Source organism: Lysobacterales bacterium (genome assembly GCA_016703225.1).
In the GTDB taxonomy this organism is placed as follows: Bacteria; Pseudomonadota; Gammaproteobacteria; order Xanthomonadales; family Ahniellaceae; genus JADKHK01.
This window is the reverse complement of sequence record JADJCM010000001.1, coordinates 889,232-905,856: the sequence shown is the minus strand read 5'-3', so window position 1 is coordinate 905,856 and position 16,625 is coordinate 889,232. Positions and strand designations below refer to the sequence as shown.

The 16,625-nt window shown below is 66.8% G+C and carries 13 protein-coding genes; 6 read left to right on the top strand and 7 right to left on the bottom strand.

Annotated elements, in window-relative coordinates:
* Positions 1–16: 16 nt before the first annotated feature.
* Genes IPG63_04000 through IPG63_03985 form a run of 4 tightly spaced genes read left to right on the top strand, consistent with a single transcriptional unit; the run spans position 17 to position 5,581 of the window.
* The gene (locus IPG63_04000) at positions 17–1,297 is read left to right on the top strand and encodes an acetyl-CoA C-acetyltransferase (GenBank protein MBK6726414.1); all 1,281 of its coding nucleotides are present in this window, start codon (positions 17–19) and stop codon (positions 1,295–1,297) included.
* 6 nt (positions 1,298–1,303) lie between these two features.
* A complete protein-coding gene (locus IPG63_03995; protein MBK6726413.1) occupies positions 1,304–2,020 on the top strand; it encodes an ABC transporter ATP-binding protein in 717 nt (238 codons plus the stop codon).
* Positions 2,021–2,025: 5 nt separating this feature from the next.
* Positions 2,026–4,389, top strand: coding sequence for an ABC transporter permease (locus tag IPG63_03990; protein MBK6726412.1), 2,364 nt, complete (start codon positions 2,026–2,028; stop codon positions 4,387–4,389).
* 4 nt (positions 4,390–4,393) lie between these two features.
* Positions 4,394–5,581, top strand: a complete 1,188-nt coding sequence (locus IPG63_03985) for an efflux RND transporter periplasmic adaptor subunit (GenBank protein MBK6726411.1) — start codon at positions 4,394–4,396, stop codon at positions 5,579–5,581.
* Between the two features lie 25 nt (positions 5,582–5,606).
* Here IPG63_03985 and IPG63_03980 read toward each other — a convergent pair whose 3' ends face one another.
* From IPG63_03980 to IPG63_03970, 3 genes are all read right to left on the bottom strand, one after another.
* Complete coding sequence (locus IPG63_03980) at positions 5,607–6,638, bottom strand: RNA 3'-terminal phosphate cyclase (GenBank protein ID MBK6726410.1); 1,032 nt, start codon at positions 6,636–6,638, stop codon at positions 5,607–5,609.
* A gap of 148 nt (positions 6,639–6,786) precedes the next feature.
* Positions 6,787–8,007 carry an RtcB family protein gene (locus IPG63_03975; GenBank protein ID MBK6726409.1) on the bottom strand — a complete coding sequence of 407 codons (1,221 nt, stop codon included), beginning with the start codon at positions 8,005–8,007 and terminating at the stop codon, positions 6,787–6,789.
* A 366-nt stretch (positions 8,008–8,373) separates the two neighbouring features.
* Entirely contained in the window at positions 8,374–9,927 is a 1,554-nt protein-coding gene (locus IPG63_03970) for an RNA-binding protein (GenBank protein MBK6726408.1), read from the bottom strand.
* A 189-nt stretch (positions 9,928–10,116) separates the two neighbouring features.
* Here IPG63_03970 and IPG63_03965 point away from each other — a divergent pair, with 189 nt between their 5' ends.
* Positions 10,117–11,730 (top strand): sigma 54-interacting transcriptional regulator, encoded by a 1,614-nt coding sequence (locus tag IPG63_03965; protein ID MBK6726407.1) that lies wholly within the window; start codon positions 10,117–10,119, stop codon positions 11,728–11,730.
* 70 nt (positions 11,731–11,800) lie between these two features.
* The gene (locus IPG63_03960) at positions 11,801–12,442 is read left to right on the top strand and encodes a phosphoribosyltransferase (GenBank protein MBK6726406.1); all 642 of its coding nucleotides are present in this window, start codon (positions 11,801–11,803) and stop codon (positions 12,440–12,442) included.
* Positions 12,443–12,491: 49 nt separating this feature from the next.
* Here the strand turns inward: IPG63_03960 and IPG63_03955 are convergent, their stop codons facing one another.
* The 4 genes from IPG63_03955 to IPG63_03940 all read right to left on the bottom strand — a co-directional run bounded on the left by IPG63_03955 (position 12,492) and on the right by IPG63_03940 (position 16,623).
* Complete coding sequence (locus IPG63_03955; protein ID MBK6726405.1) at positions 12,492–12,917, bottom strand: DNA-binding protein; 426 nt, start codon at positions 12,915–12,917, stop codon at positions 12,492–12,494.
* Positions 12,904–13,482 carry a helix-turn-helix domain-containing protein gene (locus IPG63_03950; protein ID MBK6726404.1) on the bottom strand — a complete coding sequence of 193 codons (579 nt, stop codon included), beginning with the start codon at positions 13,480–13,482 and terminating at the stop codon, positions 12,904–12,906. The genes IPG63_03955 and IPG63_03950 overlap by 14 nt, the downstream gene beginning before the upstream one ends.
* 67 nt (positions 13,483–13,549) lie before the next feature.
* Positions 13,550–14,530 carry a class I SAM-dependent methyltransferase gene (locus IPG63_03945; GenBank protein MBK6726403.1) on the bottom strand — a complete coding sequence of 327 codons (981 nt, stop codon included), beginning with the start codon at positions 14,528–14,530 and terminating at the stop codon, positions 13,550–13,552.
* The gene (locus IPG63_03940) at positions 14,527–16,623 is read right to left on the bottom strand and encodes a glycine--tRNA ligase subunit beta (protein ID MBK6726402.1); all 2,097 of its coding nucleotides are present in this window, start codon (positions 16,621–16,623) and stop codon (positions 14,527–14,529) included. The genes IPG63_03945 and IPG63_03940 overlap by 4 nt, the downstream gene beginning before the upstream one ends.
* Between the last annotated feature and the right edge of the window lie 2 nt (positions 16,624–16,625).

Genomic DNA, 16,625 nt, shown 5'->3' with positions numbered 1-16,625 from the left:
TTCGCTGGAGCCCGCCATGAGCCAAGCCCGCCGCGTCGCCATCCTCGGTGGTTCGCGCATTCCGTTCTGCCGCAACAACACCGCCTATTTCGATCTCGGTAATGCCGGCATGTCGATCCAGGCGGTTGGATCGCTGGTCGAACGATTCAATCTCAGCGGTGTGCAGCTCGGTGAAGTCGCGCTCGGGGCGGTGCTCAAGCATTCGTCCGACTGGAATCTGGGCCGCGAGGTCGCGTTGTCCTCGGGCCTGTCGCCGCGGACGCCCGGCATCACCATGCAGCGCGCCTGCGGTACCAGCCTCGATACCAGCATCCACATCGGCAACCAGATCGCGCTCGGGCAGATCGAAGTGGGCATCGCCGGCGGCTCGGACACCACCTCCGACGTGCCGATCGTGGTCGGCGAGCGCATGCGCCGACGCCTGCTCAACATCAATCGCGCCAAGACCTTCGGCCAGCGCATCGGCGCGATCTTCAAGGGCTTCTCGTTCAGCGAACTGAAGCCGGGTTTTCCGGGCGTGGGCGAACCGCGCACCGGCAAGGCGATGGGCGAGCACTGCGAGATGATGGCCAAGGAATGGGGCGTCAGCCGCGAGGCGCAGGACCAGCTCGCCCATGACTCGCATCGCAAGGCCGCGGCTGCGTATGAGCGCGGCTTCTTCCAGGACCTGGTGGTGCCGTTCCGTGGCCTCGCGCGCGACAACATCCTGCGTGCCGATACCACCGTCGAGAAGCTCGCGACGTTGAAGCCGGCCTTCGACCGCAGCTCGGGCAAGGGCACGCTCACCGCCGGCAATTCGACGCCGCTGACCGATGGCGCCAGTGCGGTGTTGCTGAGCTCGGAAGCCTGGGCCCAGGCGAATGGCCACACGCCGCTCGCCTACCTGACGCACTCGCGCGTCGCCGCGGTCGACTTCGTCGCCGGCGAGGGCCTGCTGATGGCGCCGACGGTCGCGGTCGCGGAGTTGCTGAAGGCGACCGGTCTCAAGTTGCAGGACTTCGACTACTACGAGATCCACGAGGCGTTTGCGGCGCAGGTGCTGTGCACGCTCAAGGCCTGGGAATCGGACGAGTACTGCACCAAGCGACTGGGTCTCCCGGCGGCGCTCGGCGCCATCGACCCGACGAGGTTGAACGTGGTCGGTTCGAGTCTGGCCTTCGGGCATCCGTTCGCGGCCACCGGTGCGCGCATCGTCGCCACCGCGGCCAAGCTGCTCGCGGAGAAAGGCGGCGGCCGCGCACTGATCTCGGTCTGCACCGCCGGTGGCATGGGTGTGGTGGCGGTGGTCGAACGCTGATCCGCCATGTCGGCTGCGCCCGACATCGTTTTCCACGCCAGCGGCCTGACCAAGGTCTACCGGATGGGCGATGTCGAGGTGCAGGCGCTGTGTGGTGTCGACCTCGAGTTGCGCCGCGGCGAATTCGTGGTCCTGCTCGGGCCCTCGGGTTCCGGCAAGTCGACTCTCTTGAACATCCTCGGTGGCCTCGATGTGCCGAGCGCGGGCCGGGTTTTCTACGAAGACCATGATCTCACCATCGCCGACGAGCGCGCGCTGACGCTGTTCCGGCGCGACCACGTCGGCTTCGTGTTCCAGTTCTACAACCTGATCCCGAGCCTGTCGGCGCGCGAGAACGTCGCCATTGTCACCGAGATCGCACGCAGCCCGATGACGCCCGAGCACGCGCTCGAACTGGTTGGCCTGGCGCACCGCATGGACCACTTCCCGGCCCAGCTCTCGGGCGGCGAACAGCAGCGCATCGCGATCGCGCGTGCGATCGCCAAGCGGCCCTCGGTGCTGCTCTGCGACGAACCCACCGGCGCGCTCGATTCCGCGACCGGGGTGAAGGTGCTGGAGGCGTTGGAACGCATCAATGCCGAGACCGGCACCACCACCGTGGTCATCACCCACAACGCCGACATCGCGTCGATGGCGCATCGCGTGTTGTACCTCGCCGATGGTCGCATCGTACGCGAGCAGGTCAACGCGACGCGCAAGCGCGCCGCCGAACTGCGCTGGTGATCGCGATGCGCACGCTGCACGTGAAGGCATTGCGCGACCTCTGGCACCTGCGCAGCCAGGCGCTGGCGATCGCGCTGGTGATCGCGGCCGGCCTCGCGAACCTGGTGATGTCGCGCGCCACGCTGGAGTCGCTGAGCGAGACGCGCGAGCGCTTCTACCGCGACTACGCGTTCGCCGACGTGTTCGCGCAGGCGCGGCGCGTGCCCGAGTCGGTGGCCGAACGCATCCGCGAAATCGACGGCGTGCAGGCGCTGGAGACGCGCCTGGTCGCAGGCGCGAACCTGAGCGTGCCAGGCTTCGATGATCCGGTGCGGGCGCTGATGGTGTCGCTCGCCGACAGCGGCGAGCCGGTGTTGAATCGCCCCTACCTGCGCGCCGGGCGCATGCTGGCGCCGGGCAGCGAGGACGAGGCCGTGATCAGCGAGGCGTTCGCCGAGGCGCATGGCTTTGTGCCCGGCGACACCCTGTCGGCGACCATCTACGGGCGGCATCGCAAACTGCACATCGTCGGCATCGCGCTCTCGCCGGAGTTCGTCTACCAGATCCAGCCCGGCACCGTGTTCCCGGACTTCCGTCGTTTCGCCATCGTGTGGATGAACCGGCGCGCGCTCGAAGCTGCGCTCGACATGGACGGCGCGTTCAACAACGTGACCTTGAAACTGGTGGCGCGCACGCGGCCGGAGGCGGTGATCGAACCGCTGGATGCCGTGCTCGCCGACTACGGCGGGCTCGGCGCCTATGGTCGTGAGGACCAGATCTCGAACCGCTTCCTGAGCGAAGAGCTGCGCCAGCTCGACACCATGGCGCGTATCTTCCCGACCATCTTCCTCGGCGTCGCCGCCTTCCTGCTGAATGTGGTGATCTCGCGTCTGGTCGGCATGCAACGCGACCAGATCGCGATCCTCAAGGCCTTCGGATATTCCAACCGCGCGATCGGCCTGCACTACGCATTGCTGGTCAGCCTGATCGTCGCGATCGGCGTCGTGATCGGCCTGCTCGGTGGTCTCCGCCTCGGGCAGTGGATGGCCGGTGTGTACCAGGAGTTCTACCGCTTTCCGTTCCTCGATTTCCGCATGAGTGCCAGCGTGTTCGCGCTCGGTGTCGGGGTCAGCCTGCTCGCCGCCTTCATTGGCACGGCCCAGGCCGTGGTCACGGCGGCGCGCCTGCCGCCGGCCGAGGCGATGCGGCCACCGGCCCCGGAACGTTATCGACCGGCGCTGTTCGAGCGATTCGGCCTGGCACGCTTTCTGAGCCAGCCGACACGCATGGTCCTGCGCCACATCGAGCGGCGGCCGTGGAAGTCGTTGTTGACCGTGGTCGGCCTCGCATTCGCGTGCGCGATCATGATGATCGGGCGCTTCCAGACCGACGCGATCGACTACATGATCGACGTGCAGTTCCGCATCGGCCAGCGCAATGACCTGTCCGTGGATTTCACCGAAGGCAGCGGCGAGCGCGCTGCCCACGAGTTGCGCGCCTTGCCGGGCGTGTTGCATGTCGAAAGTTACCGCAATGTGCCGGTGCGCCTGCATGCCGGGCATCGCAGCGAGTTGAACGCAATCCAGGGACTGCGTGCCGACAGTGTGCTGAAGCGGCCGGTCGATCGTCGATTGCGACGTGTGCCGATTCCGGCGCAGGGCCTGCTGCTGACCGACTATCTCGCCGGCATGCTCGGTGTCGAGGTGGGCGATGTCGTCGAGATCGAGGTGCTCGAGGGGCGCCGACGGCGCGTCGAGGCCGTGGTTGCTGCGGTCGTGAATGAATACCTCGGCGTGAATGCGTACATGGACCTGGATGCGCTGAATCGCCTGCTCGGTGACGGCGACCGCATCTCCGGCGTGTTGATCAATGCCGATCCCGAGGCGCAGACCGAACTCTATCGGATGCTCGAAAGACGGCCGCGCATCAGCGGCATCGGCGTGCGCAAGCTCGCCATCCAGAATTTCTACGACACCCTCGGCGAGAGCCTCGGCGTGTTCACCTACGTCGCGCTGATCCTCGGTGGCGTAATCAACTTCGGTGTGGTCTACAACGCCGCGCGTGTGTCCCTGTCCGAACGCGGCCGCGACCTGGCCAGCCTGCGCGTGCTCGGCTTCACCCGCGGCGAAGTCGCCTACGTGCTGATCGGCGAGCTCGCCGTGCTGGTGCTGCTGTCGATTCCACTCGGCTTCCTGACCGGCTATATGCTCAGCGTGTACATGGCGACGAGCATGCAGTCCGAACTGTTCCGTATTCCGGTCCTGATCTCCGCCGAGACCTATGGGTTTGCGGCGCTGGCGATGCTCGGTTCGACCGTGTTGTCGGCGTGGATCGTGCAGCGACGCGTCGCACATCTGGACCTGATCGGCGTGCTCAAGACAAGGGAGTGACGGCATGAACCGCAAGCAGTGGCTCGGCGTGGGTGCGGGTGCGGCGATGCTCGCGGCACTGTTCTACCTGGCCTTGCGCGAGCCGGCGCTGCAGGTCGAACTGGCCGAGGTACACGCGGCGCCGCTGGTGGTCAGCCTGCAGGAAGAGGGCAAGACCCGGCTGAAGCAACGCTATGCGGTCAGTGCGCCGGTGGCGGGCACGGTGCGCCGCATCGAACGTGAGCCGGGAGATGCGGTGAAGCAGGGTGAGGTCGTGGCCGAACTGGAACCGCTGGCCGGTGCATTGATGGACCCGCAGACGCGTGCGCGCGCCAGCGCCGAGGCCGCCTCGGCCGACGCCTCGGTGCGCGCAGCGCGCAGTCGCCTGCACGCCGCCGACGCCGCCTTGAAGCTCGCGCAACGCGAAGCGAAGCGACTGCAGGATATGGGTGATGCGGTGTCGTCCTCGCAACGCGAGACAGCGCTGATGAAGGTCGACCAGCAGGAGGCGGAACAGTCCGCGGCGCGCGCCGACCTCGCCGCCGCCGAACAACGCGCCGAAGCGGCACGCGCGGTGCTGGCCCTGCAGGGCAGCGCCGGCGGCAACGAGATCCTGCGCATCGAAGCGCCGATCGACGGCGTCGTCCTGCGCCGCTTCCAGGAGAGCCGCGCTGCGGTCGCGGCCGCACAGCCTCTGCTCGAACTCGGCGACCCGCGCGCGCTCGAGATCGAAGTCGAAGCGCTGTCGACCGCGGCGGTGCAATTGCGCCCGGGTCTGACGGCGCGCGTGCTGCGCTGGGGTGGTGCGGATGAATTGCAGGCGCGGGTCACGCGGATCGAGCCGGCGGGGTTCACCAAGATCTCGGCGCTCGGCGTCGAGGAGCAGCGTACGCGCGTGATCCTCGACTTCGTCTCGCCGCCCGAACAATGGGCCAGCCTCGGCGATGCCTACCGTGTCGAAGTCGAGTTTCTGCTGCGCCAGGAAGACTCGGTGCGACAGGTGCCGTCGAACGCTCTGTTCCGCGTGCAGGGGCGCTGGGCGGTGTTCGTCGCACGGGATGGACGCGCCGTGCAGCGCCTGGTCGAGATCGGCGATCGCGCCGGCCTGGTCACCGAAATCCGCGCCGGACTGAATGCGGGCGAGCAGGTCGTGCAGCATCCGGATGACCGCATCGGCGAAGGTTCGCGGCTGGCGCCAATACAGCATCGCTAGAGCATCGCGGCTTCCAAGCGATGCTCTACGCGACACTCACCCGGTGGCCCTTCCCGCCCTCGGCGCAGATGTCGATGCGTGCACCGTCGAAGCGGTTGATCAGCTCGGCATTGCTGCGCAGGTGAGTGCTGGGCTGACCGCACAGGAATGTGCCGCCGCCGGCCATCTGCATCGGCAGCAGCAACTGGTCGGCCAGATGCTCGCCGACCACAGCGTCCGATTCAAGCCAGGCCTGCAGCGCGTCGGCGGCGCGATCGGCGACGGTTTCCGCGCTGACACCGCGCTCGCCGTAGCTCGTCACCAGTTCGCAGATGTGCTCGAACTCGGCCCATACCGACAACACATTGCCGGGTCCGGTGCGCGTGCCGAGGTTCTGGTGCGAGATCTGTTCGCGCCGCAACTTGAAGCGGTCGGCGATGCGCGTGATCTCGCGCAACGCGACATGTTCGGGCACGGCCGCGACCAGTGCCTCGGCGCCGATGCCGCGACGTTCACCACGCGCCTCGAGCGTGATCGGTTGCAGCCGCGAGGGCCGGATGGTGGCGACAATGCGCCCGCCGCCGGCCGGGTACAGGCCGACCCGCTCGACCGCGAGCTCGACCTCGGCGCCCATTCGGCGCAGGATCGGCAGGAAGCAGCGATCGATAAAACTCGCACTCGGCGCCAGCATGTTGTGGGTGCCGCCCTCGATCGTGATCCGGCTCGGTGCGTCCGCATGCAGCAGCGCCGGCAGCACCGTCTGCAGCACCAGCATCGCGCTGCCGGCCGTGCCGATCGCGAAATGCTGGGCACCACCGACGAGTGCATGCGGCACGAACTCGAGCGTCGTCGAGCCCGGCTCGGCGCCGCGCACATCCGCCGCCGATATCACCGCGGCGGCCTTCACGCAGGTCAGATGCTGGCGCATCAATCCCGGCTTCGCGCGCCCGGCACGAATGCGTTCGATGCGGATCGGTCGCTGTTCGAGGATCGACAACGACAAGGCCGTGCGCAGGATCTGCCCGCCGCCTTCGCCTTGGGATCCGTCGATGGTCAGCATCGTCTTGGTCAAGTCCATGTCGTGATTCTCCATTGAGACCGGGCATTGCTCCCTCCCTTGCGCGCGCAGCGCGGAGGGGAGGGCTGGGGTGGGGTCCGCTTTGGGCGAAGCAAGAGCGACCCCCTCCCGACCTCCCCCTCGCTGACGCGAAGGGGAGGAGGAATGCTCACCCCTTCACACACACCACCTGCCGCAACGTGTGCATGATCTCGACCAGATCCGCCTGCGCGGCCATCACCTGGTCGATCGGCTTGTACGCGGCCGGCGATTCGTCGATCACGTCCTTGTCCTTGCGGCATTCGACGTGGGCGGTTGCTTTCACGTGGTCCTCGATCGTGATCATCGCCTTGGCGCGGGTACGGCTCATCACGCGGCCGGCGCCGTGCGAGCACGAGCAGAACGCATCGGCATTGCCGAGCCCGCGCACGATGAAGCTCTTCGCACCCATCGAACCCGGGATGATGCCGAGCTGGCCGAGTTGCGCGCTCACCGCACCCTTACGCGTGACCAGCAGGCTCTCGCCGAAATGGGTCTCGCGCTGCACGTAGTTGTGGTGGCAGTTCACCGCTTCCTCGGTCAACGTGAACTTCTTCGGGATCGCCTTGGCCAGCGTCGCCAGCGTGTTGCTCATCATGATCGCGCGGTTTTCGCGCGCGAAGCGCTGCGCCCAGTCGACCGCGAACACGTAGTCGTCGAAGTGCTTCGAACCTTCCTGGAAATAGGCGAGGTCGCGATGCGGCAGGTTGGCGATGTGCTCGCGCATGTCGGCCTGGGCCAATTCGATGAAGTGCGTGCCGATGGCGTTGCCGACGCCGCGCGAACCCGAGTGCAGCATCACCCACACCTCGTCCGCTTCATCGAGACAGATCTCGACGAAGTGGTTACCGGTGCCGAGCGTGCCGAGGTGGTTCAGGTTGTTGGTGTTCTTCAGGCGCGGATGCAGTTCGCACAAGCGCTTGAAGTCCTGTTCCAGCCCAGTCCACGCCTGCAACGCGGTGCGCGGCGGCGCGTTCCAGGCGCCCTTGTCGCGCTGACCCTTGTTCGTGCTGCGACCATGCGGCACCGCTTTCTCGATTGCGCTGCGCACGCCGGCCAGGTTATCCGGCAGGTCGTTCGCATGCAGCGAGGTGCGCGCCGCGATCATGCCGCAGCCGATGTCGACGCCGACCGCAGCCGGGATGATCGCGTGTCGCGTCGGCACCACCGATCCCACCGTCGCACCGATGCCGACATGCACGTCCGGCATCGCCGCCACATGCGGCCACACCACCGGCACGCGCGACAACTGCGCCAACTGCCGCATCGCCTCGTCCTCGACCGGCACACCGCGCGTCCACATCTTGACCGGAACGCCGCCGTGCGTGTTCATTTCGTTGTAGTTGCTCATGTGTTGCTCCAGGCAATTCCATTTGGGTTGGACGACGAGTGGGTAGCAGGTCATCACGCTCTACCCGCTGAGCTACGGTGCGGGGCACCGGCGGGAGTCGAACCCGCGACAATGTAGACCTGCTGGCATTCGTCCAATTTCATCTGTCGATTCTTGCGGACTCCGCCGATTGGCGACGAGGGGTTAGTGAGACGGACAGTTTAAGGATGTAGTCCCACTGGCATTCGCCGATCGGCGCAGCCCGCTTGCTTCATATCGCCACCCGACCGGATGCGCCCTCGCATCCGGCCCGTCTGTCCTGCCCGATCGACTCGCGTGCCGGACAGACGTCGAGCGCGCGGCTGAGGCCGCGCTGCCAGCGTGGCCTCAGTGTTCGTTGTCCAGATCGACGCGTTCCACTGCGTCGACGAAGTGCTGGTTCGGCTGCAAGCCGTGCGAGAAACCCGCAACGACCTGCCACACCTGGTCGCCGAAGCCACCGACATTCAACACATGGCCGTCATCCGGCGACTGCGTGTTGGCGTACGGCTGCAGGTCGATGCAGACCAGACGCGCGTCCGGGTTGCGGCCGCGCAACTTGCGCCACTCGACCTCGGTCGCGGTTTCGCGACCGTTGCGGTGATCGATCCAGCTTTGGTTGTCGGACACGATCACGACCGTATCCGGCGCGAACCTGAGGCGATTCAGCTCGGCGATCGGGGCACTGACCGCCGTTCCACCGCCGAGCAACTTCGCCAACGCTTCCGCCGTTTCGATCACCGTGTTCGACTTCGGGCGTCCCCAGGGACGCACGCGGTCGTTGAACGGCAGCACGATGGCGCCCGGGTGCTTGGCGAGTACCGCAGCCGCCATCAATCCGGCGACATCGACGCAGCGCGTCGCGGTGGTGGCGCCCTGGCGGACACCGGTCACCGGCGAACTCATCGAGCCCGACACGTCGACCGCGATCGCCACCGAACCCTTCAGCTTCGGCACGTTGCGCACGGCGATGTCGGTCGCCGCGCGCAGGGCCGAACGGATCGGCTCCGGCAGTGATGCCGTCGCCTGCCACGTGGTCAGCAGCTGGTACGGAAAGGCGTGCGCCTTCTCGATCAGCTTCGCATCCGCGAGGCGCGCCGCGACCAGCTCGACGAGCTTGCGCTCCTCGAACACGCCATGGCGTGCGAACGTGTTCAGATTCATGCGCGTCATCGTCCAGCTCGCGCATCGAGCGATCGCACACCAGTGCGCCTTGCTCAACGGTTGCGCGGTCAGCATCTGGAACGGCACCTTCGGCACCACCAGCGACGGATCGCGCTTGAACGCCTCGAAGTCACGCAAGGCTTGCGGCAACAACGCAGCATCGACGTCCTTGCCGATGATGTAGCCGTACAACGCCGCACGCTCGCTGGATGCCGCACGCGGATGCACCATCTTGATCACGTCCGCGAGAGACGGCGCATTGCCGACCATCGCCTGGATCAACGATTCATCCGACTCCCGCTCCAGCCACGCCTGCACCAGGCGCTTCGGACGCGAACCGAGGCTCTTGCGGGCGACCACGCCGGAACGCAGGGCCTGCACGAAGCTGCGCAAAGCTGCGCCGTTGTCGATCACGCGATCGAAGATGCGCTCGCACAACGCGCCGTCGAAGGCCGCTAGCCAGGCCAGCAACAGCACCGGCGTGTCCTTCATGCGCCCATGCTGGCGGGCGTAGATCGCGGTCTTGGCGATGTACGCCGGTGCCACGTCGAAGCAGCGCGCCAGCAACTCGTCGAGCTGGGTGTTCGCGTCGGCATGGAAGGTGTCGTTCAAGGTGCCGGTAATCGCGAGCTGCGCCAGCGCATGCTTCGCGTCGAAGGCGTGCGCCTTGCCGCCGGCGGCGTTGACGACGAGGTCAGTCGCCTGCGGCTTCGCACCGAACAGCAGCTTGTTCAACATGGGGATCTCCTTGGCATGCACGAAGGGATCGTGCCGATGGGCTCCTATCTCAAGTCCCGTGCCAACTGCCTCCGATGCGCATAAGGCGTTGATAAAACGGGCATTTGGTCGACGCTCGCGGAAATCGGTCGTGCGCAACGATCCGGATAAACGATACGATGGGATCGTGACTATCCAAAGAGAGTGATGATGAAGCGTCAGGTGGTGTTCGGATTCATCGGTACCCAACTCGACGCCACCGGTGGCGGCGCCGGGCGCTGGGAGAAGTGGCGACCCACCGTCAGCCTCGGCATGCATGAAGATCTGGCGCTCGATCGCATCGAGCTGCTGGTCGACCAGCGACGCTTCAAGTCGCTCACGTCGCAGGTCGTGGCCGACCTGAAAACGGTGTCGGGGGAAACCGCGGTCCGCGTGCACGACGTCTACCTCGCCGATCCCTGGGATTTCGAGCAGGTGTATTCGGCCCTGTTCGATTTCGTGCGCGCCTACACCTTCGATGCCGAGCACGAGGACTACTACGTGCACATCACCACCGGCACCCATGTCGTGCAGATCTGCTGGTTCCTGCTCGCAGAATCGCGCTACCTGCCGGGTCGCCTGCTGCAGGCCTCGCCACCGCGCAAGCAGAAGGCCGGCGACCCCGGTTCGTACGCGATCATCGACCTCGACCTCGCGCGCTACGACCACATTGCCCAGCGCTTCGCGAACCTGCGCGCCGACACCACCGAGTTCCTGAAGTCCGGCATCGAGACGCGCAGCGCGATGTTCAACCGCATGATCGAGCAGATCGAGCGCGTTGCCGGCAAGTCGAAGTCGCCGATGCTGCTGATGGGCCCGACCGGCGCCGGCAAGAGCCAGCTCGCGCGCAATGTGTTCGAACTGAAGAAGCAGCGGCAGAGCCTGAAGGGCCGCTTCGTCGAAGTGAACTGCGCGACCCTGCGCGGCGACGGCGCCGGCAGCGCACTGTTCGGCCACGTCCGTGGCGCGTTCACCGGCGCGCAGTCCGATCGCGCCGGTCTGTTGAAGTCGGCCGATGGTGGCCTGCTGTTTCTGGATGAGATCGGCGAACTCGGCCTCGACGAACAGGCGATGCTGCTGCGCGCGATCGAGGACAAGCGCTTCCCGCCGCTCGGTGGCGACCGCGAGATCGAGAGCGACTTCCAGCTGATCGCCGGTACCAACCGCGATCTCGCGCAGTCGGTGCGCGAGGGGCGCTTCCGCGACGATCTGTTCGCGCGCCTGAACCTGTGGACCTTCTACCTGCCTGGGTTGAAGGAGCGCAGCGAAGACATCGAACCGAACCTCGACTTCGAGCTGGCGCGATATGCCCGCAACCATGGCGAACAGGTGCGCTTCAACCGCGAGGCGCGCGAACGCTTCCTGCGCTTCGCGACGAGCATCGATGCGCAATGGCCGGGCAATTTCCGCGACCTCGGCGCGTCGATCACGCGCATGGCCACGTTGTCGGAGTCCGGTCGCATCACCATCGCGGTCGTCGACGAGGAGATCGCGCGCCTGCGCCGGCTGTGGACCGGCCGCGCCGCCGACACGGGTGACGACGCGATCGACTTCAGCGCATTGCTCGGGCACGACGGCGCCGAACAACTCGACCGCTTCGACCGCGTGCAACTCGCCGAAGTCGTGCGCGTGTGCCGCCGGTGCCGCTCGCTCAGCGAAGCCGGCCGCGCGCTGTTTCAAGCCAGCCGCGAACGCAAAGCCAGCAGCAACGACGGCGACCGCCTGCGCAAGTATCTCGCGCGCTTCGGCTGTGACTTTGCAACCGTCACCGACCGCTCGGGTTGACGCCGCAGCGAACCGGGCGCAGGCTGTTGCGAAAGATCGTCGGCGAGCACCGCGCCGAAGGAATGCACCGATGTCCCGACTGCCATTTCATGATCGCGAGGATGCCGGACAGCGGCTGGCGCAGGCGCTCGCGGCGCATCGCGGCCGGAACCCGCTGGTGCTGGCGATTCCGCGCGGCGCGGTGCCGATGGGGCGGGTGATCGCGGATGCGCTCGACGGTGAGCTCGACGTCGTGCTGGTGCGCAAGATCGGCGCGCCGCACAACCCCGAACTCGCGCTCGGCGCGATCGACGAGCTGGGCAGCGTGCACATGAATCCCGCGGCGGCGATGTTCGAGCTGCCGCATCGCTACATCGCCGAGGAAGCGCGTCGGCAGCTGGAACTGATCCAGTCGCGTCGGCGAAGTTATGGCGTGGCGCCGATTGCGCTGCGCGGGCGCACGGTGATCGTCGTCGATGATGGCCTCGCCACCGGCGCGACCATGTTCGCAGCGCTGAAGGCTGCGCGTGCGCAGCACCCGGCGTGGCTGGTCTGCGCGGTGCCGGTGGCCGCCGCAGAGAGCCTGGAGCGAGTACGCGTGCTCGCCGACGAAGTCGTCTGCCTGGCCACGCCTGAGCCGTTTCTCTCGGTCGGCCAGTGGTACGAAGAGTTCGCTGCGGTAGAGGACGCCGAGGTGATCCGGCTGCTCGCAGCCCGCGCGGCCACCTCCTGACCAACACGCCGCCGTGGTCGGCGATTGAAAGATGCGCGGCTTCCGTTGCTCAAGCCGCAGTCAATCTGGCGCGAGCGAGCTTCAGCAACGACTCCGCCTCAAGGATGCACTGCCGCAGCGACTCGGGATCCATCAGGTCGCCGGAGTAGTCATTGATATTGCGTTTCTTGCGAAGCGCGTCAAACACGACCATGGTTTCCCGATTGACGCCGAGCGTGAGCGGCAAGGACTGGACCATGGTCTGGTGATGTCCGGGTTGGTCCGTGGCGGGTCGGTATCCGGAGACCGCAAGTCCCGCGAGCGCACACTGCATGACCGCCTTGTACGCGGCGTCGAAGCGGGTTTCGTCGCTGATGTCGAGGGCGCTCGCATCTCGGAGGTTGCGCTTGGCCGCCGCGAGTAGTCGCTCGATTTCCTCGCGCGCCGCGACATGGACCTTGAGCCGACCGATCCGCGCCAGATTATCCAAGCTCATTCGCGCCCCCGATCACCCAGAGCTTGGGCGCCCCCCACACGGTGGTGACGAACGGATCGCCGGCCGCGCGCTTGCGGCGGAATTCCTCAGAAGCCATCACCGAGGGATTGATCTCGCGACCGACTGCGGCCTGGGCGTCGTGCAGCGCCGCGACCGCATCGCGGAATCCGATTTGGCCGACGACCATGACGTCGACGTCGCTATGCTCATGTTCGGTGCCGGCAGCCATCGAGCCATAGACGAAAGCGGCGTCGATGCTCTCGGCAAAGGGCTGCAGTGCGGCGCGCAACACGTCGACGAGGCCGCTGGTCTTGCGCAGAAGGCCGGAAAGCTCGTCGGCCACCGGATGCGTGCGGTTCGCTGCGAAGTAGACCTGTCGCCCGCTTTCGTGCCGGGTCAACAGGCCAAGATGGGTCAGGGTCTTGAGTTCGCGATGCAGGGTGCCTGGCGAAATGTCGAGCAGTCGCGCCAGCTCGCGCACGTGGTACCGCGCCTGCGGGCGCAGCAGCATCGTGGCCAGCACGGCCGAGCGGGTGTTGCCGAAGAGTTGGCTCGCAAGGGACATGGCGTTCTCAATTCGGCGACATTTGTAGCCGTTTTGAGAACAGCGATCAAGCACTTGCGGGCGCCCACTACTTGCGCAACACCACGCGCCCTTCGATCAGCAGGTCGGCGCGCAGGTCGGGTGAGAAGGCCTGGTCGAGGCGGTCGATGCGGGCCCAGGCCCAGTCCGGCAGGACCTCGGGCGGCAGGCCGAGGCCCATGTTGAGGTTGGCGCGGGTCTGGTTCGCGAACGGGCGATCGAGGTCGTGCAAGGGCTCGATGCGCAGTTCGCGATAGCCGCAGGCTGCTGCGGCGCGTTCGAACCAGCGCTTGGTGAAGATCCACTTGTCGTCGAGTTCAGCGAAGCCCGGCTGATCGGCACGGATCGCGCTGCGCACGCGGAAGTCGTGGACCATGCGCTTGAGAAACGCGAGCACGTCCTCGCGCAGTGGCTGCGTCGCGGCCTCGGCGATCAGGTCTTCGTAGGCCAGCATCAGCAGCGCATTGCCGTTCTCGAACGGCTCGAAGAACAGCGCGATGCCACCGGGCTTCAGTGCGCCATGCACGGCGGCGAGTGCGGCCACCGGGTCGATCAGATGGTGCAGGATCGCGGCGCCGACGGCGAAGTCGAAGCGGTCGGCAGCGTAGTAGTCGCGGGTCGCATCCATGCACACGGTCGTGAGTCGCGCGGCGTCGGCGCCGCGCGCAGCGGCATGGTCGCGCAGGATCGCGAGCAGGTTCGGGCTGAGGTCGGTGGCGACGACCTGCGCGTCCGCGAACAGGTCCAGGCAGGGCCACACCGAATTTCCGGAACCCGATCCGAGATCGAGGATCAGCGGCGCCGGGGTTGCAAGCGGCGTCGCCGCCAGCGCCTGCTCGATCAACAGCCGGAAGTAGGCGGTGTTGCTGAAGCGCTGGTGGTAGGCCTCGGCGTTTTCCAGGAACTGCGCGGTGATGCCGGTCGGTCGCTGCGCCAGTTCCGGTGCCGGCGTGAGGATGCCCTGGAAGCGCGCATCGCGCTCGCCCAGATCGACCAGCGGCACCGAGAACAGCGCGGCCGTGTCGATCATCCGAGCAGGCCGATGTCCGCGATGGCGAGGAACTGGGTGCGCAGCGAGCGCAGCAGGGCCAGGCGGTTCGCACGTTTGCCGGCGTCATCGACCATCACCATCACGCCGTCGAAGAACGCGTCGGTGACCGGCTTCAGTTGCGCGAGGCGCTGCAGGGTCTCGACGTACCGGTGTTCGGCCATCAGCGGCGAGGTGTTGGCGATTGCAGCGTCGAGCGCACGAGCAAGGTCGCTTTCGGCGCCGGCATCGAGCAGGGCGGCGTCGATGTGCTCGGCAATCGCGAACTGCTTCTCGCCGGCCTGGCGCAGGATGTTGCCGATGCGCTTGTTCGCCGCCGCCAGGCTCTCGGCTTCGGCCAGCTTGCCGAACACGTCGATGGCGCGGATGCGTCGATCGAAGTCGCGCAGGCTGGACGGACGCACCGCCAGCACCGCCTCGAAGGCATCACCGCGGATGCCCTGGTCGACGTAATAACCGCGCAGGCGATCGGTGATGAAGTCGTAGAGGTCGTTCGCCTTGGCGTCGAGGCCGTCGCTCGAGATCGCCGCAATCGCTTCGCGCAGCAGCGCATTCAGATCGAGATCGAGCCCGCCCTCGATCAGTGTGCGCGCGAGGCCCAAGCCATTGCGGCGCAGCGAGAACGGGTCCTTGTTGCCGGTCGGCTTCTGCCCGATCGCGAACATGCCGGCGAGCGTGTCGAGCTTCTCCGCGATCGCCAGCACCTGGCCGAGGCGGCTCGGTGCAATCGCGTCGCCGGCGAAACGCGGCTGGTAGAACTCGTCGAGCGCGTTGGCGACATCGTTCGATTCGCCCTGCGCGCGCGCGTAGTAGCGGCCCATGATGCCCTGCAGCTCCGGGAACTCGCCGACCATGCGCGTCATCAGGTCGCACTTCGCGAGCTTCGCGGCCTGGGTCGCCTCGGCCGGATCGACGCCGATGCCATGCATCGAACGCAGACGCTCGGCAATCACGCGCGCGAGTTCGCCGACGCGACAGACCTTGTCCCAGACCGAACCGAGCTTCTGCTGGTAGGTGACCTTCTGCAGTGCTTCCTGCTGCGCGGCCAGCGGCGTCTTCAGATCCTCGTCGAAGAAGAAGCGCGCGTCGGCGAAGCGCGGACGGATCACGCGCTCATAGCCCTTGCGGATCTCGTTCGGATCGCGGCTTTCGATGTTGGCGACGCCGATGAAATGTTCGGTCAACCGGCCCTCGGCATCGAACACCGGGAAGAATTTCTGGTTCGACTCCATGGTCATGATCAGCGCTTCCTGCGGCACGCGCAGGAAGTCGCGCTCGAAGGTGCAGGCGATCGCGACCGGCCACTCGACCAGGTTCTTGACCTCATCCACCAGTTCCTGGCGCAACCGCGGCATGCCGCCGCTCGGCTCGGCTGCGCGCTGCACCTCGGCGATGACGTGGTTCGCGCGCTCGGCCGGGTTGACCAGCACCTTGGCCTTGCGCAGCGCCTCGACGTAGTCGTTGGCATCGGCGATCCACACCGGCTCCGGGTGGTGAAAGCGATGGCCGCGGCTCATGCGGTCCGACTTCAGGCCCATGATCTCGGCCTCGACGACTTTTTCGCCGAGCAGAATCACCAGCCAGTGCGCCGGGCGCACGAACTGGTAGTCGAGGTCCGACCAGCGCATCGGCTTCGGGATCGGCAGTGCCTTCAGCGCCTCCTCGACGATTTGCGGCAGCAGCGCGGCCGTGGCCTCGCCCGGCTTGACGGCGCGATGCACGTACCACGCGCCCTTGTCGGTCTCGATCTTCTGCAGTTGTTCGAAGCCGACGCCGCAGCTGTGCGCGAAACCGATCAAGGCCTTGCTCGGCGCGCCGCTGGCGTCGAACGCGGCATTCGCGGCCGGTCCGCGCCGTTCCAGTTGCTGCTCGGGCTGCTGCAGGGCCACGTCCTCGACCCAGACCGCGAGCCGACGCGGTGAATGCAGCGCGCGCACCGAATGCGGCGTGTGCGCGATGCCGCGCCTGGTCAGGCCGGCGACGACGCCATCGCGAAACGCGTTCGCGAGTTCGTCCAGCGCCTTCGGCGGCAGTTCTTCGGTGCCGAGTTCGATCAGCAGGGGGGCGATGTGCATGC